Annotated in this window: 21 protein-coding genes; 9 read left to right on the forward strand and 12 right to left on the reverse strand. The window is 62.1% G+C overall.

The genetic code is table 11. From position 1 onward, the window contains the following. Positions 1 to 52: 52 nt before the first annotated feature. A complete protein-coding gene (locus NKH01_RS02790) occupies positions 53 to 556 on the reverse strand; it encodes a SixA phosphatase family protein (protein WP_352844136.1) in 504 nt (167 codons plus the stop codon). 259 nt (positions 557 to 815) lie between these two features. Between NKH01_RS02790 and dksA the strand changes: the two genes are divergently transcribed. Continuing rightward, complete coding sequence (gene dksA / locus NKH01_RS02795; protein ID WP_023717816.1) at positions 816 to 1,232, forward strand: RNA polymerase-binding protein DksA; 417 nt, start codon at positions 816 to 818, stop codon at positions 1,230 to 1,232. An 85-nt stretch (positions 1,233 to 1,317) separates the two neighbouring features. Here the strand turns inward: dksA and NKH01_RS02800 are convergent, their stop codons facing one another. Beyond that, on the reverse strand, positions 1,318 to 2,070 hold the full coding sequence (locus tag NKH01_RS02800) for a hypothetical protein (RefSeq protein ID WP_352482239.1): 753 nt from the start codon (positions 2,068 to 2,070) through the stop codon (positions 1,318 to 1,320). Positions 2,071 to 2,272: 202 nt separating this feature from the next. On the opposite strand from NKH01_RS02800, the gene cckA reads away from it, so the two are divergent. Then, positions 2,273 to 4,846: a cell cycle histidine kinase CckA gene (gene cckA / locus NKH01_RS02805; RefSeq protein WP_353018854.1), complete on the forward strand. Its 2,574-nt coding sequence runs from the start codon at positions 2,273 to 2,275 to the stop codon at positions 4,844 to 4,846. A gap of 83 nt (positions 4,847 to 4,929) precedes the next feature. After that, positions 4,930 to 5,640, forward strand: a complete 711-nt coding sequence (locus tag NKH01_RS02810; RefSeq protein WP_353018856.1) for a purine-nucleoside phosphorylase — start codon at positions 4,930 to 4,932, stop codon at positions 5,638 to 5,640. 50 nt (positions 5,641 to 5,690) lie between these two features. Here the strand turns inward: NKH01_RS02810 and NKH01_RS02815 are convergent, their stop codons facing one another. Further along, positions 5,691 to 6,086: a hypothetical protein gene (locus NKH01_RS02815; RefSeq protein ID WP_352908355.1), complete on the reverse strand. Its 396-nt coding sequence runs from the start codon at positions 6,084 to 6,086 to the stop codon at positions 5,691 to 5,693. 301 nt (positions 6,087 to 6,387) lie between these two features. Here NKH01_RS02815 and urtA point away from each other — a divergent pair, with 301 nt between their 5' ends. The 6 genes from urtA to NKH01_RS02845 all read left to right on the forward strand — a co-directional run bounded on the left by urtA (position 6,388) and on the right by NKH01_RS02845 (position 12,572). Next, positions 6,388 to 7,698 (forward strand): urea ABC transporter substrate-binding protein, encoded by a 1,311-nt coding sequence (gene urtA, locus NKH01_RS02820; RefSeq protein WP_353018860.1) that lies wholly within the window; start codon positions 6,388 to 6,390, stop codon positions 7,696 to 7,698. Positions 7,699 to 7,799: 101 nt separating this feature from the next. After that, positions 7,800 to 9,416, forward strand: coding sequence for an urea ABC transporter permease subunit UrtB (urtB, locus tag NKH01_RS02825; RefSeq protein ID WP_352494573.1), 1,617 nt, complete (start codon positions 7,800 to 7,802; stop codon positions 9,414 to 9,416). Next, positions 9,413 to 10,645 (forward strand): urea ABC transporter permease subunit UrtC, encoded by a 1,233-nt coding sequence (gene urtC / locus NKH01_RS02830; RefSeq protein ID WP_353018862.1) that lies wholly within the window; start codon positions 9,413 to 9,415, stop codon positions 10,643 to 10,645. The genes urtB and urtC overlap by 4 nt, the downstream gene beginning before the upstream one ends. A 7-nt stretch (positions 10,646 to 10,652) precedes the next feature. After that, on the forward strand, positions 10,653 to 11,399 hold the full coding sequence (gene urtD, locus NKH01_RS02835; protein WP_352789221.1) for an urea ABC transporter ATP-binding protein UrtD: 747 nt from the start codon (positions 10,653 to 10,655) through the stop codon (positions 11,397 to 11,399). A gap of 70 nt (positions 11,400 to 11,469) precedes the next feature. After that, positions 11,470 to 12,165, forward strand: coding sequence for an urea ABC transporter ATP-binding subunit UrtE (gene urtE, locus NKH01_RS02840; protein ID WP_353018864.1), 696 nt, complete (start codon positions 11,470 to 11,472; stop codon positions 12,163 to 12,165). Between the two features lie 206 nt (positions 12,166 to 12,371). Continuing rightward, complete coding sequence (locus tag NKH01_RS02845) at positions 12,372 to 12,572, forward strand: hypothetical protein (protein ID WP_023717807.1); 201 nt, start codon at positions 12,372 to 12,374, stop codon at positions 12,570 to 12,572. A gap of 46 nt (positions 12,573 to 12,618) precedes the next feature. Here the strand turns inward: NKH01_RS02845 and NKH01_RS02850 are convergent, their stop codons facing one another. The 9 genes from NKH01_RS02850 to NKH01_RS02890 all read right to left on the reverse strand — a co-directional run bounded on the left by NKH01_RS02850 (position 12,619) and on the right by NKH01_RS02890 (position 20,266). Continuing rightward, a complete protein-coding gene (locus NKH01_RS02850) occupies positions 12,619 to 13,425 on the reverse strand; it encodes a DUF72 domain-containing protein (RefSeq protein ID WP_352482246.1) in 807 nt (268 codons plus the stop codon). 28 nt (positions 13,426 to 13,453) lie between these two features. Then, the gene (locus NKH01_RS02855; RefSeq protein WP_352482247.1) at positions 13,454 to 13,924 is read right to left on the reverse strand and encodes a GNAT family N-acetyltransferase; all 471 of its coding nucleotides are present in this window, start codon (positions 13,922 to 13,924) and stop codon (positions 13,454 to 13,456) included. Further along, positions 13,921 to 14,331: a DUF302 domain-containing protein gene (locus NKH01_RS02860; protein WP_023717804.1), complete on the reverse strand. Its 411-nt coding sequence runs from the start codon at positions 14,329 to 14,331 to the stop codon at positions 13,921 to 13,923. Before NKH01_RS02860 ends, NKH01_RS02855 begins: the two co-directional genes overlap by 4 nt. Further along, the gene (uvrA, locus tag NKH01_RS02865) at positions 14,331 to 17,252 is read right to left on the reverse strand and encodes an excinuclease ABC subunit UvrA (RefSeq protein ID WP_352482249.1); all 2,922 of its coding nucleotides are present in this window, start codon (positions 17,250 to 17,252) and stop codon (positions 14,331 to 14,333) included. Before uvrA ends, NKH01_RS02860 begins: the two co-directional genes overlap by 1 nt. Before the next feature lie 697 nt (positions 17,253 to 17,949). After that, positions 17,950 to 18,243 (reverse strand): hypothetical protein, encoded by a 294-nt coding sequence (locus NKH01_RS02870; protein ID WP_352789227.1) that lies wholly within the window; start codon positions 18,241 to 18,243, stop codon positions 17,950 to 17,952. Between the two features lie 84 nt (positions 18,244 to 18,327). Then, positions 18,328 to 18,933, reverse strand: coding sequence for an ATP-dependent Clp protease proteolytic subunit (locus NKH01_RS02875; RefSeq protein ID WP_353018868.1), 606 nt, complete (start codon positions 18,931 to 18,933; stop codon positions 18,328 to 18,330). Between the two features lie 26 nt (positions 18,934 to 18,959). Next, on the reverse strand, positions 18,960 to 19,484 hold the full coding sequence (locus tag NKH01_RS02880) for an SRPBCC family protein (protein ID WP_023717800.1): 525 nt from the start codon (positions 19,482 to 19,484) through the stop codon (positions 18,960 to 18,962). Further along, positions 19,481 to 19,795: an ArsR/SmtB family transcription factor gene (locus tag NKH01_RS02885; protein ID WP_023717799.1), complete on the reverse strand. Its 315-nt coding sequence runs from the start codon at positions 19,793 to 19,795 to the stop codon at positions 19,481 to 19,483. The genes NKH01_RS02880 and NKH01_RS02885 overlap by 4 nt, the downstream gene beginning before the upstream one ends. A gap of 81 nt (positions 19,796 to 19,876) precedes the next feature. Further along, the gene (locus NKH01_RS02890; protein WP_353018871.1) at positions 19,877 to 20,266 is read right to left on the reverse strand and encodes a cupin domain-containing protein; all 390 of its coding nucleotides are present in this window, start codon (positions 20,264 to 20,266) and stop codon (positions 19,877 to 19,879) included. Positions 20,267 to 20,311: the final 45 nt, after the last annotated feature.

Consider the following 20,311-nt stretch of genomic DNA (forward strand, 5'->3'; position numbering starts at 1 on the left):
CGGGGCCGGTCAGCCACCGATATAGGCTTTGAGGCGCGGCTTTGAAATGGCCTCAGATATCGGCAGGCGTTAGGAAGGCTTCGAGATAGCCGGCGCCAGGCGCAGCCTCCGCAAGACTGCCGTTGAACCGGACCACCGCAAGTGCGGAGGTCGGGAAGCCGTGGTTCAGCATGGCCCGCGCGGTCTCGTTGCCGTCGCCTGAGAGCGCCATGGCGAGATCCTCAATCATCGGATTGTGGCCAATGACGAGCAGGGCGTCCAGCCCGCCATTCTGCCGGACGGCAGCGAGGTACGCGGCGGCATCGTCGTTGTAGAGCGCGTCAAAGAACAGCACCCGGCCCGTGTCCGTATGGCCAGCTAAGCTTTCCAGCGTCTGGCGGGCACGCCTGGCGCTTGAGCACAGGGTGAGGCCCGGTACGTATTTGCGAGAACGCATCAGCACGCCCATCGCTTCGGCATCGGCGAAGCCAGATGTATCGAGCGGGCGGTCGAAGTCGGCGACGCCGGGCAGCGCCCAGCCGGCCTTCGCATGCCTCAGCAGGTAAAGTCTGGTCACCGGATCCCCGTTGTGCCGGGCACCGAACCCGTCAATACGCCGCAGGATTTGCCATCAGAAGAGCTCCGTGCGCAATGGCAAGCGTCCTTCAAGCATAGCGAATCATGTATGAATTCGGTCGTATTCTTCGCAAAAAGGGCATCGCGGATGCCGTTTGTCCGGGACTAACAATTGCGTGAAACAGTCGTCGATTGACCTTGTGCAGTTTTCGGTCCGCGAATATATAGGCGCCAAATTTGGGGTTTGTTGGGTGAGTCGAATGAACGACATCGTTACCGCCGATTACGTACCCTCCGAAGACGAGCCGTTCATGAACGAGCGGCAGAAATCCTACTTTCGCCTGAAGCTCGTCACCTGGAAGAACGACATCTTGCGCGAAGCGCGCGAAACTCTCGAAATCCTGCAGCAGGAAAACGCCAACCATCCCGATCTCGCCGATCGGGCTTCCTCAGAAACCGACCGCGCCATCGAACTTCGCGCCCGCGATCGCCAGCGAAAACTCATCTCGAAGATCGATTCCGCCCTCCAGCGCCTTGACGAAGGCACCTACGGCTATTGCGAGGAAACAGGCGAGCCGATCGCGCTGAAGCGGCTCGACGCGCGCCCGATCGCGACCTTGTCGATCGAGGCACAGGAGCGCCATGAGCGGCGCGAGAAGGTGTACCGCGACGACTGAGTCGGCGGGAAAAACAGAGCGGCATCGGTAAAGCGTTCAAAATGGCCGGTTTTCCGGCCATTTTCATTGGCCGTTCGCTATCAGCCTATCTTTTCTGATTGGACAACTCGCCGAGGAGCTTCGTCATCTCGTCGTCGAGAGAGGGCGATGCCTTCGCCACTGGCTTGCTCGGCGTTTGGCTGAAGCGTGGCTCGTCGAGGGAAACCTCCAGCTCCTTCATCAGCGCATCGTCGATCGACTCGTGCTGTGCCGGCGGCTCGTATCTTGCCGGGGAGTCCTGTCTTGCCGGCGGCGGCGTATGCCGTGAAGCATTGGCGTTGACGGATCCATAATTTGGCAACGGTGTGACGTTCGATGCCGGTTTCGGCGCCGGTGCCGGCATTGTTGCCGGCATTGTCGCCGTCTGGCGGGCTCGGACAGGGGTTGCGGCTACGCTTGCCGCCTGCGGCGGCGCTTGCCTCACCGGCGCGGCTGTGGTCTGAGCCGATCTTGCTGCCGGCTGGTGGCTGTTATCTCCGGTCAATGCCGGGCGGCGCAGCGCCGAGAGCCTGATGTCGCGCTCGACGACGACGTCGGTCGGACCACCGATCAAGAGCAGGTGCTCGATATCGTCGCGGCGCACCAGCACCAGCCGCCGGTGACTGTCGACCGCTGTGGCATCCATGACCGCCAGCCGCGTCTTGCGGTTCCTGCCGCCGGCGACGAATGTTCCGAAGGTCAGGCTGCGGACCAGCCTGATGATGAGAAGAATGATAAGCAGAAGGACAAGTACTGCAAACGTCCACAGGATTGCCGCGGCATAACCAGGACCCGCCACGCCATCCAGCCATTGCAGCATTGGTTCCCCCAAAATCAGCTTTCGAAGAGACGCGACACTAGACTGTTGCGGCAGGCCACCGCAAGTTGCCTTTCACGCTTCGTGAACAGCTTGAAACACCGGGAGCGGAACGGCGTCTTTTTAGCGGACATTTGCCGCCGGGCCTTTTCCCGACCCTGAGAATATGATTCAACCGACACCGGAATTCACGAGCAGGGGGAACATGGCCAAGGAAGCGCGCGGCGATTTCTATCCGGTACCTATCGTCGACCAGAACACGCGACCGGGCGCGGTCACCCGGCTCATCGTCTTCATCGTCGTCCTGACGGGGGCAGCGATCGTCTTCGGCCTTTTCCGCGAGCGACTTGGCGACCCATTCCTGCTCGGCATGCTTGGCGTGTTGGCGATGATCGGCGTCGGCTTTCTGTTCGCCACTGCGATCGGCTTCGTGCACGTCACGCCGCGCTCGACAAGCGACGAACTGTCGAAAGCTTTCGTCGATTCGATGTCGCAAGGCCTCCTGGTCACCGATACCAAAGGCCGGATCATCTACGCCAACCGGACCTATGCCGACATGACGGGTGCCGAGTCGGCCGCCGACCTCAAGACGGTCGAAGGTTTGCTTTCAGACGTTCCCGAGGCCTCAGTGACCATATACCGGCTGGCGTCAGGCCTGCGCGACGGCCAGGCGGGCGACGGCGAGTTTCGGCTCGCGCAGTCCATTCGGCCAGGCGCCGAATCGGGCGCGCGCTGGTACCGCGTCCGGGCCCGCGCGTTCAGCGTTCCAGGCCAGCGGCTGCCCATGCTTGCTTGGCAGCTTGCTGATATCTCGCGGGAACGGGCCGAGCAGGAGCGGTTCTTTCTCGACCTGCAAAAGGCCATCGATCACCTCGACCACGCGCCGGCCGGTTTCTTTTCGGCCGACCAGGAAGGCCGCGTCACCTATATCAACGCGACCCTTGCGGAGTGGCTGGGCATCGACCTGGCCAGCTTCACCCCCGGCGCCATCACGCTGCCGGAGATCGTCGCCGGCGACGGCATGGCGCTGGTCCGTTCGGTCAAGGCCGACGCGGGTACCACGCGCAATGCCGTTATCGATCTCGATCTGACGACGATGACCGGGGAGGCGTTGCCGGTGCGCTTCATGCATCGTGTTTCGGCCAGCCGAGAGGGGCTCAACGGCCCGACTCGCACCATCGTGCTCAACCGGACGCAAGGCGAGGACGCTTCGGCCGACCTTCGCGCCTCGGAAATACGCTTCACGCGATTCTTCAACTCGACGCCGATGGCGATTGCCGGCGTCGACCTTGCCGGTCGCATCCTGCGCACCAATGCGCCGTTCCTGTCGCTATTTTCCTCGGTCGTCGACCGCGACGCGGTCGATCGGCGTGTGCGGCTGGATACGGTGATCCACGAGCGCGACCGGCCGGTTTTCGCCGCGGCGTTCGAAAAGGCACGCCAGCAACAGGCTGATATCGAGCCGATCGATACGGTGCTGCCCGGCAATGAGGAGCGCCACATACGCTTCTACGTCAATGCGGTCGCAGACGGCACCGGCGGCGAGGGCGCCGAGGAATCGGCCATCGTCTATGCCGTCGAGACCACCGAGCAAAAGGCCCTCGAGGGCCAGATGGCGCAAAGCCAGAAGATGCAGGCGGTCGGCCAGCTCGCCGGCGGCATCGCGCATGATTTCAACAATGTGCTGACCGCCATCATCATGGCTTCGGACCTGCTTTTGACCAACCACCGGCCGTCCGATCCGTCGTTCCCGGATATCATGAACATCAAGCAGAATGCCAACCGGGCGGCCTCGCTGGTGCGGCAGTTGCTGGCCTTCTCGCGCAAGCAGACGTTGCGGCCGGAAGTGCTCAACCTGACCGACGTGCTCGCCGACCTAAGAATGCTGCTTGCCCGTCTGGTCGGCAACGATATCAAGCTCAGGATCGACCATGGCCGCGACCTGTGGCCGGTCAGGGTCGATATCGGGCAGTTCGAGCAAGTGGTGGTCAATCTGGCGGTCAATGCGCGCGATGCGATGCCGGCCGGCGGCGACCTCACCGTTCGCACCCGCAACGTCAGCGCCGGGGAATGCAAGACCTTTTCCTATCGCGAACTTACTCCGGCCGACTATGTGCTGGTCGAGGTCGAGGACAGCGGCAGCGGTATCGCGCCTGATGTGCTGAAAAAGATCTTTGAGCCCTTCTTCACGACAAAGGAGGTTGGCAAGGGAACGGGCCTCGGCCTGTCCATGGTCTATGGCATCATCAAGCAGACAGGCGGCTTCATCTTCTGCGATTCCGAAGTCGGCAAGGGATCCCTGTTCCGCATCTTCCTGCCGCGGCACATTGCGGAGGCAAGGAAGGCGGGCGAGGCTGGAGAAGTGCCGGCCGCACCTGCCAAGATCGCCGACTCAGCCAAGGATCTGTCGGGCTCGGCCACGGTGCTGCTGGTCGAGGACGAGGACGCCGTACGCATGGGCGGCATGCGTGCACTAAAGTCGCGCGGCTACACCGTCCACGAGGCGTCGTCGGGCGTCGAGGCGCTTGAAGTCTACGAAGCGCTCGGCGGCAAGGTCGACATCGTGGTCTCAGACGTGGTGATGCCGGAAATGGACGGCCCGACGCTGCTTGGCGAATTGCGCAAGCGGCAGCCCGACATCAAGTTCATCTTCGTGTCCGGATATGCGGAAGACGCATTCGCCAAGAACTTGCCGGCCGACGCACATTTCGGCTTTTTGCCCAAGCCGTTTTCGCTCAAGCAATTGGCCACGATCGTCAAGGACATGCTGGAATCCTGACCCTTCCAATGCTCCGCTTGCGCAATGCCGTGAGACTGCCATGATTGCAGGCGAAACGGGCGACGGGTTTTGGAAAGCATGCCGTGACGCCACACAACGAGGCCAGCAAGGGCGACTACGCAAGCACGGTGCTGCTGCCGGGCGATCCGCAGCGCGCAGAATGGATGGCGCAGACTTTTCTGGAGGCGCCGCGCTGCGTCAACCGCCGCCGCGGCGCGCTTGGTTTTACCGGCCTGTTTCGCGGCAAGCCTATCAGCATCCAGTCCACCGGCATCGGCGTCCCGTCATTCCTGGTCTACGTGCACGAGCTGCTGGATTTCTATGGTGCGAAAACACTGATCCGCACCGGCACCTGCGGCGGGCTGACCGCCGAGCTGGCGCTGCGCAGTCTGGTGATCGCGCAATCGGTGCGCGGTGAAAGCTCAGAAAACGTTCAGAGTTTCGGGCTCTATCGTGCCAACGCCAGCCCCGATCCGGCATTGTTGGCCCAGGCGTTGACCCGGGCCGCCGAACTCGGCATCGACCAGCGGGCCGGCCTGACCATCTGCAGCGATATTTTTTATCATCCGCAGGGGCGTGAGCGCTTTGCCGAAGCGCAGGCACAGGGCGCGCTCGCCGTGGACATGGAAACCAGCGCGCTCTACCGCATCGCGGCCGATTTTGGTGCTCGGGCACTGTCGATCCTGACCGTCGTCGACAATGTGGCAACCGGCGAGCAGACCGACTATGCCGAACGCCAGGGGCTTTTCACCAATATGACCCGGCTGGCGCTCGACGTGGCGGCGGAGAGCTAGCGGCTTTCTGCCTTCCGGTGCTAATTCTCACGAGGTTGCGCATATTTTTTTCAACGTTTGGTGCAGGTCGAGGCGGTAAAGGCACCGTCCGGCTGCTTCATGATGATGTCGAAGGAGGGGGTGGTTCCGCTTTCCAGCGTCGCTTGCGTAAGCGAGATCGAGTTGCCGCCGGCGGTGTAGCCGCCGAGCGGACCCAGCCAGGTGATCACGCCGTCTGCATCCATCTGATAATTATAACTCTGCGTCGCGGTGCCGAAGCTCACCGGACCGCTATAGACGTTTCCGTTGATGGTGATGTCGCCGAGGCTGAGGAACATGCCAAGCAGATAGACTTCGCAATGATAGGGGCCGTCCGGCAGCTTGCCGTCGCTGAAGCCAGCGCGCGCTACGGTCGTCGTCGCCAGCAGAAGCATGGTGATGAAAATGCAAGACGTTCGGAAGGCCATGGCGTCGCTCGTTTAAGGGTTCGAACTTGCCCCATTTCGCTGCGGCGCTGCAATCCTCGCCAGCGCTCAAATGATGCTGCTCAAAATTCGGGCATTGGCCTGTATATGAGTAAAACTTAGGCTGATACGGGTGATCTTTTCTCATTTCGAACCTGGCAGGCGAGGTTCATCTCCTGCGGCTAATGCATTAACCGACTGACAGAGCTGGGAAATCTCAGATCCTCCGATTTTGCTCCGGTGATTGGCACAGCCGTTGCATGGTCTGTTCCGATGCAGTTAACCAGCTTGGGAGTTTAAAAGTATGAGGGGCAGTTTCTCGACAATAACAAAAATGTTTTCGGCCGGCGTGGTCACCGCCGGCCTGCTGATGAGCATTCCCGCCAAGGCGGCCGACGACACCATCAAGGTCGGCATCCTCCATTCGCTGTCGGGAACCATGGCGATCTCGGAGACGACGCTGAAGGACGCCATGCTGATGCTCATCGAAGAGCAGAATGCCAAGGGTGGCCTGCTCGGCAAGAAGCTCGAGGCGGTGGTCGTCGATCCGGCTTCCAACTGGCCGCTGTTCGCAGAAAAAGCGCGGGAGCTGATCTCGAAGGACAAGGTCGCGGCGGTGTTCGGCTGCTGGACCTCGGTGTCGCGCAAATCGGTGCTGCCGGTGTTCAGCGAGCTCGACAACATCCTGTTCTACCCGGTCCAATATGAGGGCGAGGAGAGCGAGCGCAACGTGTTCTACACCGGTGCGGCGCCGAACCAGCAAGCCATTCCCGCGGTCGACTATCTGATGAGCGAGGATGGCGGTTCGGTGAAGCGCTGGGTGCTCGAAGGCACCGACTATGTCTATCCGCGCACCACCAACAAAATTCTCGAAGCCTATCTGAAGGCGAAGGGCATTGCTGCCGAAGACATCATGGTCAACTATACGCCGTTCGGCTTCTCCGACTGGCAGACCGAAGTCTCGGCAATCAAGAAGTTCGGCTCGGCCGGCAAGAAGACCGCTGTCGTCTCGACCGTCAACGGCGACGCCAACGTGCCGTTCTACAAGGAACTCGGCAATCAGGGCATCAAGGCCGAGGATATTCCGGTCATGGCCTTCTCGGTTGGTGAGGAAGAACTTGCCGGTCTCGACACCGCGCCGCTGGTCGGCCATCTCGCCGCCTGGAATTATTTCGAGAGCGTCGACACGCCCGAGAACGAGAAGTTCATCGCCGATTGGCACAAATTCATCAAGAACGACAAGCGCACCACCAACGACCCAATGGAAGCCCACTATATCGGCTTCAACATGTGGGTGAAGGCGGTCGAGAAGGCCGGTACCACCGATCCGGACAAGGTCATCGACGCCATGGTCGGCGTCTCGGTGCCGAACCTGACCGGCGGTTATTCGACCATGATGCCGAACCATCATATCACCAAGCCGGTGCTGATCGGCGAAATCCAGGCCGACGGCCAGTTCGAAACCGTCTCGCAGACGCCGGGCCTGGTGATGGGCGACGAATGGTCCGACTACCTGCCCGACTCCAAGGACCTGATCTCCGATTGGCGCGCGCCTCTATCCTGCGGCAACTTCAACGTTGCCACCGGCAAATGCGGCGGCAAGGGAACCAACTAATCCTCCCGGTCTGTCCTCCCAGACCGCAAAGCCTCCGGGCGGGCTCCTTTCTCCAGCCTGCCCGGAGGCGACATTCAACCTCCAAGAGCCACCAGAAACCGATGATCCTGATCCGCGCGATTGGCCTGATGCTGCTGCTCCTCCTGGGGGCGCTGCTGCCGTCGAACGCCAGCGAAGCAGATCTGCGCGCCGTCATCGCCAAATTCGCCACTGCCGCCAATTTTCCGGCGATCGAAGCCGTCGTGCGCGAGCTTGCGGCTTCCGGCGATCCGGCCGTCGAACGGCCGCTTGCCGCGCTTGCGGAGGGCAGCCTTTATGTCCGCAAGGCCGATTCACTGGTCTTTGTCGGCAAGGAGAGCGGCGACGGTATTGAGCTGCTCGATGCGCTCACCGGCGAAAAATCGGGCGAAGCTGCCAAGGCCGACATCACCAAGATCAAAGTCAACAACACGCTGCGCCGCGTCATCCGCGACGCGCTGGGCACACTGACGCTTGGCTCCAAGGACCCGGCCGTGCGCATTGCCGCCGCCGACACCATGTTCAAGACGCCGGACGCGGCAAACATCGAGCCGCTCGACACCGCCATCGCCAATGAGAGCGTGGCAAGCGTCAAGGCGCTGCTCGAACATGCCCGCGCCGCGTCGGTTCTCGTTTCCGACAGGCCGGAGGCCGACAAACTGGCGGCTATCGCTCTCATCGGCGCGCGCGGCGACCGCGATGCGGTGTCGCTGCTCACGTCGGTAGAGGCCAATTCCGAAGGTGCGGTGAAGGACGCGGCGACGGCTGCGATCGCCAATATCAATTCGACGCTGGCGCTGTGGGATGCCGGCCAGAATATCTGGTACGGCATATCGCTCGGATCGGTGCTGCTGCTGGCGGCGATTGGCCTGGCCATCACCTTCGGCGTCATGGGCGTCATCAACATGGCGCATGGCGAGATGGTCATGCTCGGTGCCTACACGACCTTCGTCGTGCAGGAGGTGATCCGGAATTCCTTTCCCGGTCTGTTCGACTGGTCGCTGGTCATCGCCTTGCCGCTGGCCTTCCTAGTGGCGGCGCTCGTCGGCCTTGTCATCGAGCGCGGGCTGATCCGCTTCCTCTACGGCCGGCCGCTGGAGACGCTGCTGGCGACATGGGGTGTGTCGCTGATCCTGCAGCAGGCCGTACGCACCATCTTCGGGCCGACCAACCAGGAGGTAGGCAACCCGTCATGGATGTCCGGCTCGTTCAATATCGGCCAGCTTGCCGTGACATGGAACCGGCTCTGGATCCTGGTATTCGCGCTTGGCGTGTTCGCGGTGCTGCTCTACGTGATGAAGCGCACGCCTTGGGGGCTGCAGATGCGTGCCGTCACCGCCAACCGCCGCATGGCCGCCTCGATGGGCATCAGGACGCCGTGGGTCGACGCCCTGACGTTTGCACTCGGCTCCGGCATTGCCGGCATAGCCGGTGTCGCGCTCAGCCAGATCGACAACGTCTCGCCCAATCTCGGCCGCGGCTACATCATCGACAGCTTCATGGTCGTCGTCTTCGGCGGTGTCGGCAATCTTTGGGGCACGCTGGTCGGCGCCTTCTCGCTCGGTATCGTCAACAAGTTCCTCGAACCTTATGCCGGAGCGGTGCTCGGCAAGATCGTCGTCCTGGTGCTGATCATCCTGTTCATCCAGAAACGCCCGCGCGGCTTGTTTGCGCTCAAGGGCAGGTCGGTGGAAGCATGATCACGGGACGTTTCTTTGCCGCCGGCGCCGATCGTCGCGTCGCCATCACCATCTTCGTCCTGCTGGCGGCCGCCATCGTCGTGCCGCTGCTCAACCTTGCGGTCTCGCCGACAAGTTCCTTCTACGTGCCGTCTTATATCGTGGCGCTCACCGGCAAATATCTCTGCTACGCACTGCTCGCCTTGGCGCTCGATCTCGTCTGGGGCTATTGCGGCATCCTCTCGCTCGGCCACGGCGCCTTCTTCGCGCTCGGCGGCTATGCGATGGGCATGTACCTGATGCGCCAGATCGGCTCGCGCGGCGTTTACGGCAATCCGCTGCTGCCCGACTTCATGGTGTTCCTGAACTACAAGGAATTGCCGTGGTTCTGGTATGGCTTCGACCATTTCTGGTTCGCGGCGGTCATGGTGCTTGCGGTGCCCGGCCTGCTCGCCTTCGTCTTCGGCTGGTTTGCCTTCCGCAGCCGCGTCACCGGCGTCTATCTGTCGATCATCACCCAGGCGATGACCTATGCGCTGCTGCTTGCCTTTTTCCGCAACGACATGGGTTTCGGCGGCAATAACGGCCTGACCGATTTCAAGGACATTCTGGGCTTCAACGTGCAGGCCGACATGACACGCTCGGCGCTGTTCGCGGCCAGCGCCGTCATGCTCGCGTTTGCCGTCTTCGTCACCTGGGCAATCGTCGGTTCCAAATACGGCAAGCTTTTGATGGCGGTGCGCGACGCCGAAAGCCGCACGCGCTTTCTCGGCTGGCGGGCAGAGAACGTCAAACTGTTCGCCTTCACCGTGTCGGCGGTGATGGCCGGCATCGCCGGTGCGCTTTACGTGCCGCAGGTCGGCATCATCAACCCTGGCGAGTTCGAGCCGTCCAATTCGATCGAGGTGGTGGTGTGGGCCGCCGTCGGCGGGCGCGGCACCATCGTCGGACCGATCATTGGCGCGCTTCTGGTCAATGCCGGTAAATCCTGGTTCACCGGCGTGCTGCCGGAATTCTGGCTGTTTGCGCTGGGCGGCCTGTTTGTCGCCGTCACGCTGTTCCTGCCCAAGGGCATTATCGGCATGTGGGATTCCTGGCGCGGCAATGCCAAGGCGATGCGGGCGGCCTCGGTGGCCGAGGAGGCCGGCACCGATCCTGACACGCCGGTGCCGCCGAAAACCGATCGCTCGGCGGCGAGAAGGCCGGGCGACTGGTCGGCCTCCGGTGCCGAACCGCAGCCGGCGGAGTGATGGCCTGATGTCGAAGAGCAACACCATCCTCTATCTCGACGGCGTGTCGGTTTCCTTCGATGGTTTTCGCGCCATCAACAACCTGTCGCTGGTGCTCGACAAGGGCGAGATGCGGGCGATCATCGGCCCCAACGGCGCCGGCAAGACGACGATGATGGACATCGTCACCGGCAAGACGCGGCCCGACGCGGGCGAGGTCTTCTTCGACGGCGAGGTCGACCTGACTAAACACGACGAGGCCGAAATCGCCATGATGGGCATCGGCCGTAAATTCCAGAAGCCGACCGTCTTCGAAAGCCACACGATCGAGGACAATCTGATGCTGGCGCTGAAAGGCCCGCGCTCGATCTTCCCGGCACTGTTCCATCGTCGCTCGGCCGCGGAAGCGCGGCAGATCGACGACATTCTCGGCATCATCCGGCTTGGCGACAAGCGCGACGAACTCGCCGCCAATTTGAGCCATGGCCAAAAACAATGGCTCGAGATCGGCATGCTTTTGGCGCAGGATCCGAAGCTGCTGCTGGTCGACGAACCGGTTGCCGGCATGACAGACGCCGAGACTGAGGAAACCGCGCGGCTGCTTAGAGACATCGCGCGCGACCATTCGATCATCGTCGTCGAGCACGACATGCATTTCGTGCGCGAGCTCGGCGTCAAGGTTACCTGCCTGCACGAAGGCTCGGTACTTTCCGAGGGCTCGCTCGACTTCGTTTCGGCCGACGAGCGCGTCGTCGAAGTCTACCTGGGGAGATGAGCATGGTCTGGCGCGTTCCGTTCCATCATTTCGACCTTTCGTTTTTCAGGCGTTGGAGAAAGCGCTGACCATGCTCGAAGTCTCCAATGCCACGCTGCATTACGGCGCCGCCCAGGCGCTGCGCGGCGTCTCGCTGAAGGCCGGCGCCGGCAAGATCACCTGCGTGCTCGGCCGCAACGGCGTCGGCAAGACCAGTTTGATGAGATCGATCGTCGGCCATCATCGGCTGACGAGCGGATGTGTTGCCTTCGAGGGGAAGGCGCTCGACCGGAGCGCGGCGTATGATCGCGCCCGGTCGGGCATCGCATTCGTGCCGCAGGGCAGGGAGATATTTCCGCTGCTTACGGTGCGGGAAAACCTCGAATCGGGTTTTGCGCCGTTGAAGCGCGCGGACCGCAACATTCCCGGTCACGTTTTCGAGCTGTTTCCGGTGCTGAAGCAGATGCTCGCGCGCCGCGGCGGCGATCTGTCCGGCGGCCAGCAGCAGCAGCTTGCCATCGGCAGGGCACTGGTGATGCGGCCGAAACTACTGGTGCTCGACGAGCCGACCGAAGGCATCCAGCCGTCGATCATCAAGGATATCGGCCGCGCCATCCGCTATCTGCGCGACCAAGCCGGCATTGCCGTGCTTTTGGTCGAACAGTATCTCGATTTCTGCCGGGAATTGGCCGACGAGGTCAATATCATGGACCGCGGCCAGATCGTCCATACCGGCCCCGCCGAGGATCTCGACCGGGCGGACGTGCGGAAATTCCTGACCGTCTGAATTCTTATTGCTTCTATTACTTTGCAACTCTGGCGCGCCGAAGATTGCGTGCTAGATTTTGCTTGGCCTTGGTGAGTCGGCCGCTTTCCGTACCAGTTCCAAATTGGCAGATCAGGGGAAGGCGCGGGCCGCTTGCGCGCAAGCCGCTCCCTCCAGCGATCTGTTGTCGTCCAACATTTCGTGTGCTTGGGAGCCAGGGGCAGACGATGGAGCGCTATGTCGAGGACTACCAGAAACGACGGCTCACGGAGCGTGTCGACATCATAACCGCCATCAACATTCTGAAATCGCAGGGATATGAACACGACGAACTTATCGCGGAGATCACCAAGGTCTTCTATGTCGATCTCGATGCTTTCAACGAGATCGTCAGGGTTGATCGGCGTCCGGACGAGCGCGCCGCATAGCCGGTAATCTAGGAGCCGGCCAGCCGGACCGCCGACAGCGGGGGCGTCAGCCTGCGACCCGCTTCATCAGCGCGATGGCGCCGAATGGAGCGCGGACCTTGCCCTCGGTGATGAAGTAGACGAACACGTCGCGTGGCTTGACCGGCGCGTCGGTTGAAGGGTCGGCGTGGGGCAGGTCGGCCGGAACCTTTCCATCAGCCCAGGTCTTGGCACGGGCCGCCCATTCGTCGAGCGCCTTGGGCGTATAGCAATCGGGATTGTCGTCGCTGCCGGTCTGCAGCCGCGCATAGATGAAATCGCCGGTGACGTCGGCAATCGCTGGATATTTAGCATGATCAGCAAAAACGATCGCCACCTTGTGCTTGCGAGCCAAGGCGGCGAACTCGGGCACGACGAAGCTGTCGTTGCGCACCTCGACCGCGTGGCGCAGCGCAACGCCGTCCTGCTTCTCAGGCAATAGCTTGAGGAAGGCCTCGAAGTCGTCCGGGTCGAATTTCTTGGTCGGCGCGAACTGCCACAAGATCGGCCCAAGCTTGTCGCCAAGTGCCGCGACGCCCGACCCGAGGAAGCGCGTCACCGATTCGCCGGCCTCGCCGAGCACGCGGCGGTTGGTGACGAAGCGGTTGCCCTTCAGCGAATAGACGAAACCATCCGGCGCCTCGTTGGCCCATTTGACGAAGGTCGGTTCCTTGAAGCTCGAATAATAGGTGCCGTTGACCTCGATGGTCGGCACCTGCCGGCTGGCGTAATTCAGCTGCTTGGCCTTCGACAATTTGTCCGGGTAGAAGGACGTGTCCCAGGGCTCGAAGGTCCAGCCGCCCATGCCAGCGCGGATTGTTCCTGATTGAGTCATGGTAGTCCTCCCGGTTTGCAGAAAAGGATCACGCGATGGCGGTCGTCTCGACGGCTTTCGCCATGTCGACGACCGTCCATCCTGGCCGATATGGATTGGGCCGGCGACCCGTTTCGCGAAAGCCGTAGGCCTTATACAACGAAACGTTCCGTTCCATTCTGGAATTGGTGTAGAGTCGGATTTCAGGCAAGCTCCACAGGCGCGTCTGTTGCTCGGCCCAGTCGAGCAGCCCGATGCCGAAACCCTTGCCTTGAAAGGCGGGCGCAACGGCGACGCTGAAGATCATTGTGTGGTCATCGTGCCGTTCGAGAACGATCAGGCCGGCCGGCTGTCCGTCCTGCTCCGAAAGCCAGACCTCGCCGCGTTCTATGCGCGGCGCATAGTCCTCGGTGACGGGGATCGGCGGCGCTCCGAACAGGGCAGTGTAGGGCGCGTAGGCGTCGGTGGTGAGCGAGATCACCGTAGGGAGATCATCGGCCCGAGCGGCTCTCATGATCAAAACTGGCCCGCGCCGGCAGCGGCCGCAATCACCTTGTCCATGCCGGCGGCGATCGCAGCGACGGCATTGCGGCTAGCGTCGCCCAAGCCGTGGCGTTCCGCCAGCCAGTGTGCGTCATTGTAGGAGAGCCAGACCTTGCCTTGCTCGTCCTCCCAAGCCAGCGCCTTGACCGGCAGATCGATGCCGGCAAGCTGCCGGTCCTGCATCAGTGGCGTACCGCCTTTGGGATTGCCGAAAATCAGGAGCTGGGTTGGACGCAGTGATGTTTCGACATTGCGCGCACCGGCGGCGTGGTCAATGCGGGCGAAGACCAGCAATCCTGCACGTTCCACAGTCTCGACCAGGCGATCGATGGTTTCGGCCACGCCGAAGCTGCTTTGGACCGTGATGAGACCGTTCTTTGCCATCACTCCGCCGCTTCGCGCTTGCCTCCGGGGCGCCGCTCCAGCAATTCCCTCAGGAACTGCCCGGTATAGCTGCGCTTTTCGCGAACGATGTCCTCCGGCGTGCCGGACGCCACCAGCTCGCCGCCGCCGTCACCACCTTCGGGGCCAAGATCGAGAACCCAGTCAGCGGTCTTGATCACCTCTAGATTGTGCTCGATGACGACGACCGTGTTGCCCTGGTCGACCAGCTCGTGCAGCACTTCAAGCAGCTTGGCGACATCGTGGAAATGCAGGCCGGTGGTCGGTTCGTCGAGGATGTAGAGCGTTTTGCCGGTTGCCTTGCGCGACAGTTCCTTGGCGAGCTTGATGCGCTGCGCTTCGCCGCCCGATAAAGTCGTCGCCTGCTGGCCAACATGGATGTAGCCGAGGCCGACCCGTTTCAGCGTCTCCAGCTTGTCGCGCACGCCGGGCACGGCGGCGAAGAAATCGACGCCTTCCTCGACCGTCATGTCGAGCACGTCGGCGATGGACTTGCCCTTGAACAGCACGTCGAGCGTCTCGCGGTTGTAGCGCTTGCCGTGGCAGACATCACAGGTGACATAGACGTCGGGCAGAAAATGCATCTCGATCTTGATGACGCCGTCGCCCTGGCAGGCCTCGCAGCGGCCGCCCTTGACGTTGAACGAGAAACGGCCCGGCTGGTAGCCGCGCGCCTTGGCCTCCGGCAGGCCGGCGAACCAGTCGCGGATCGGCGTGAAGGCGCCGGTATAGGTTGCAGGGTTGGAGCGCGGGGTGCGCCCGATCGGCGACTGGTCGATATCGATGACCTTGTCGAGGAATTCCAGCCCTTCGATGCGGTCGTGATCGGCAGGATGCTCACGCGAGCCCATGATGCGGCGTGACGCCGCCTTGAACAAGGTCTCGATCAGGAAGGTCGACTTGCCGCCGCCGGACACGCCGGTGACGGCGGTAAACGTGCCGAGCGGGATTTCAGCGGTGACGTTCTTCAGATTGTTGCCGCGCGCGCCGACGACCTTCAGCCGGCGGTTCTTTTTCGCCTCGCGCCGAACCGCAGGCGTCGCCACTTCGAGCTCGCCCGACAGATATTTGCCGGTGATCGAGGCGGGAGTCGCCATGATCTGCTGCGGTGTGCCCTGGGCGATGATGTGACCGCCATGGATGCCGGCGGCCGGGCCGATATCGACGACGTAGTCGGCATGCAGGATGGCATCCTCGTCGTGTTCGACGACGATGACCGTGTTGCCGATGTCGCGCAGATGCTTCAGCGTGTCGAGCAGGCGGGCATTGTCGCGCTGATGCAGGCCGATCGACGGCTCGTCGAGCACGTAGAGCACGCCGGTCAGGCCGGAGCCGATCTGCGAAGCGAGGCGGATGCGCTGGCTCTCGCCGCCCGACAGCGTGCCGGAGTTGCGCGACAGCGTCAGATAGTCGAGACCGACATCGTTGAGGAAGCGCAGCCGCTCGCGGATTTCCTTGAGCACGCGCACTGCGATCTCGTTCTGCTTGTCGTTAAGCGAAGCAGGCAAATCGGTGAACCACTGGTCAGCCTTGCGGATCGACAGCTCGGTGACCTCGCCAATGTGCTTGCCGGCGATCTTGACTGCGAGCGCCTCGGGCTTCAGCCGGTAGCCGCGGCAGGCCGGGCAGGGCGTGGCCGACATGAAGCGCTCGATCTCCTCGCGCATCCAGGCGGATTCGGTTTCCTTCCAGCGGCGCTCGAGATTGGGGATGACGCCCTCGAAGGTCTTGGTCGTCTTGTAGGAGCGCAGCCCGTCATCATACTGGAAGGCGATTTCGCGCTCGCCAGTGCCGTGCAGGATGGCTTGCTTTGCCTCTTCGCTCAAATCCTTGAACTTGTCGCCGAGCTTGAAGCCATAGGCAACGCCCAGCGCTTCCAGCGTCTGCGCATAATAGGGTGAGGTCGACTTCGCCCACGGGCTGACGGCGCCGGCACGCAGCGAGACATTCTCGTCGGGCACGACCAGGCTGGCGTCAATGGCGCGCTGGCTGCCGAGCCCGTCACAGGTCGGGCAGGCGCCGAACGGATTGTTGAACGAGAACAGCCTGGGCTCGATCTCGGGAATGGTGAAGCCGGACACCGGGCAGGCGAATTTTTCCGAGAACAGCATGCGCTCATGCGTCTCGTTCTTCGACTTGTTGACCGAATCCTCGCCGGTCTGGCTGGCGTCGAGCGGCTTGTCGGCAAATTCCGCCACCGCCAGCCCGTCGGCCAGCTTCAGCGCAGTCTCGATGGAATCGGCGAGCCGCGTCGCCAGATCGCCGCGCACGACGATGCGGTCGACGACGACGTCGATGTCGTGCTTGTACTTCTTGTCCAGCGCCGGCACGTCGGCGATCTCGTAGAAGACGCCGTCGACCTTGACGCGCTGAAAACCCTTTTTCTGCAGCTCGAGCAGTTCCTTGCGGTACTCGCCTTTGCGGCCGCGCACCATCGGTGCCAGGATGAACAGCCGGGTGCCCTCTTCGACCGCAAGCACCCGGTCGACCATCTGCGAAACCGTCTGGCTCTCGATCGGCAGGCCGGTGGCCGGCGAATAGGGGATGCCGACGCGGGCGAACAAAAGCCGCATATAATCGTAGATCTCGGTGACGGTGCCGACCGTCGAGCGCGGGTTCTTCGAGGTGGTCTTCTGCTCGATGGAGATGGCCGGCGACAGGCCGTCGATCTGGTCGACGTCCGGCTTCTGCATCATCTCGAGGAATTGCCGTGCGTAGGCCGAAAGGCTCTCGACATAGCGGCGCTGGCCTTCGGCATAGATGGTGTCGAAGGCAAGCGACGACTTGCCGGACCCCGACAGGCCGGTCATGACAATCAGGCTGTCACGCGGCAGGTCGAGATCGACATTCTTCAGATTGTGTTCGCGTGCCCCGCGAATGGAGAGATATTTATGGTCGGCCATCGCCGGTCGCCGCCTCAGAATCTGGAATTCGTGGGATGGGCGGGTTTTCCCGACCACCCCCTATGTAGGTAATTTCGCCGCCTTTTCGAGAGACGCCACAACTCTCGACCAATGCGTTTAACCGCCTTTCGCGCGAACGGGCAAGCGGAAAGAACAAAGGCCGAACACGCTCCTGACAAAAGCTGCCCGTACAGCCGGCTTCACAATGCGTCTCGCGATCACATTTTTCGGTAATCGGCTATTCAAGGTTGACGTCCATGGGTCACGGGGGCAGACTCCAAACGTCAACGAAGCCGGCCGTCTTTCGATGGCCTCGCGGCCTGGGGCTAGCCTGCGAGACGCCGCGGGTTATGCGATGAGCGCTTCGACGACGACAGTCGCAACGAACAGAAGGAGAGCAGAGGCATGACTCCACCGGATAGTTCCTTGAGGCTCCACGTGTCGCTGGAGCCGCGGCAGGTATAAGTAGCCAGGTCAGGCGTTTAGCGCTACCTGCCAACGTTGACCTGCCGATCCCCACAACAATCAGAGACTGCTAGTCGGATCGTCGGCTGAATGCCGCGAAGCATCCGAAATAAAAAGCCGGCAGTACACTCCCGGCAATTTGGATTTTAGATCCAAGAAGCCCCGTCAGTTGCACAAGCAATGGCGGGGCTGTTCGTTTGAAGCGCACATTTGTGGTGCATACCAGGCGAACTTAGCGGCTGGGAGGCCTGATCCCGCCGGTGGCGACATCGATGGTGATGCTACCGGAAATCCGAACTTCGGTATCGCCGATCTTGAATGTGCCGTAGCCGCTGCTGGGAACCGCCCCGTCGGGCTCGGGCTGCAGCGCTGGCTCGGCGATGCGATAGTCGCTGGTCACACCGGGCAGGGCGCCCCTTTGCGCCGACGTCGAATTATCTTGGGCAAATGCCGTGCCCACCAGCATGTTCGTGCCCACAATGGCGGCAATGGCAAGGTATAGGCTGGGTGAACGGCTGGCGGTCATCACCTGACTATAGTGCGGCGATAGCGCCGAAGCCAGACCGGCGGCGCTGAAAGTTGCCGGCCCTTATATCGCTTCGAAGGTGCTTCACGCGGCCTGTTTGCGAGTGTCGAAAACATGGTCGACGAGGCCCCAATCCTTCGCCTCCTGCGCGGTCATGAAAAAGTCGCGGTCGAGCGTGCGTTCCACTTCTTCGTAGGTGCGGTCGCAATGCTGGGCGTAAAGATCGGTCATGCGCCGCTTGGTGCGAAGGATGCCCTCGGCATGGCGCTGGATGTCGGAGGCCTGGCCCTGGAAACCCCCGAGAGGCTGATGCAGCACGATGCTGGCGTTGGGCAATGCGATGCGCCGCCCCGGCGTGCCCGCCATCAAGAGGAACGAGGCCATCGAGGCGGCGAAGCCCATACAAACGGTGGAGACCGGGCAGCTGATGTACTGCATCGTGTCGTAGATGGCGAAACCGCTGGTCACCACGCCGCCCGGCGAGTTGATGTAGAGCGAGACCTCCTTGTCGGGATTGTCGGATTCCAGCGACAGAAGCTGGGCGCAGACCAGCGCCGAGGTGCCGTCGTCGATCGGGCCGTTGATGAAGACGATGCGCTCGCGCAGCAGCCGCGAAAATATGTCGAAGGCGCGTTCGCCGCGGCTCGACTGCTCGATCACCATCGGCACCAGATTGGCAAGGCCGCTCATCGTTTCTCTCCGTTGACTATTGTCGTTCAGGCCGCGCGCAGGAAGAGGCGCGGGATGTTGGCGGCGATCTGCTTGTGCCTGGGATTGCGCGCTTCAAACGAAAGCCGACAACCGGCGCCTGCCATCGCGATCTCCGGCATCGCTGCCCGAGCAAAACCATCATGGACGATGCGCAGATGCGTGCCGCCGGAAACGGTGCGATCGAGCGTAAAGGTGACGATGCTGTCCACCGGGCTGTCGTCCATTGGGCTGTCCACCGGGCTGCCGGGCGGCGCCTGTGTATCGCCGGGCGCCGGCCGTTCTCGCCAGGAATAGCGCAGCAGCCGTCCGGGATCGGCGTCGAGGATTTCGCATTCGATCGGCGCCTCCGGCGCTTTAAAGGCAAAGCGGCTACCGATCTTTGGTTCAATGTCGTTCGGCATCATCCAGGCCGCGAGCAGGTCCGGCACCGTCAGCGCCCGCCACACCTTTTCCGGCGGCTCCGGCAGCTCGCACTCGAACTCGATCTTGTCTGCCGCCATTTCCGCGCGTTCTTTGCCTCGGCTGGTCATTGGTCCATGTCCTTCAAAACCGTCTTGAGCCTTTCGATGCGCTCTGGCCAGAACGCGCGGTAGCGTTCGATCCAGCCGAGCAGTGGCGCAAGCCCCTTCGGATCGGCGCGGTAATAGGCGTTGCGACCGGCCCGGCGCTCGACCACGAGGCCGGCGCCGCGCAGCACGGCGAGGTGTTGCGATACCGCCGGCTGCGATACCGGCATGCCAGTGCGCAGTTCCGACACCGTCATCTCGCCGCCGGCGAGCCGCTCATAGACGGCGCGACGCGTCGGATCGGCCAGTGCCCGAAAAATCTCTGCTTCGATCATGTCAAAAGCATAAGTCGATACTTATCGGTTTGGCAAGCCGTGTTTTTAAGACAGGCGGTGTTTTTTAAGACGGGCGAGGTTTTACAAACTCGCTGGAAGCCAGCGTCTCACCATGTCAGGGGATCCGTTGAACGTCGCCTCGAAAACTGATGACGCGAGCACGGCATGGATATGAAGCATTTCGGACCCGACGTTTCGGAAGCCATGTCGCCTGCGCGCGGCAACAACAAGCGACTGTCCGGCAGTCAAGACGACATGCTCTTCGTCGATCCACATCTCGGCCTTGCCAGCGATGACGGTAAGCACTTCCTCGACCGGGTGCCAATGTGTCGGGGCGCCAACCGCTGGTTCGACCCATTGTTCGAATATGCAAAGTTGAGTTGCGCCGTTGTGAGCCGAGACATGCATTCGGGTCTTTACCCCCGCCCGCCATTCTTCTTGCGGCTGATCGTCATGCGCAACCGTCTTCATGCGTTCGCCTCGATCCCATAGTCTGTGGAAATTCGACGCCAAGAC

The sequence above is a fragment of the Mesorhizobium sp. M1403 genome (assembly GCF_040317695.1).
Taxonomy (GTDB): Bacteria; Pseudomonadota; Alphaproteobacteria; order Rhizobiales; family Rhizobiaceae; genus Mesorhizobium.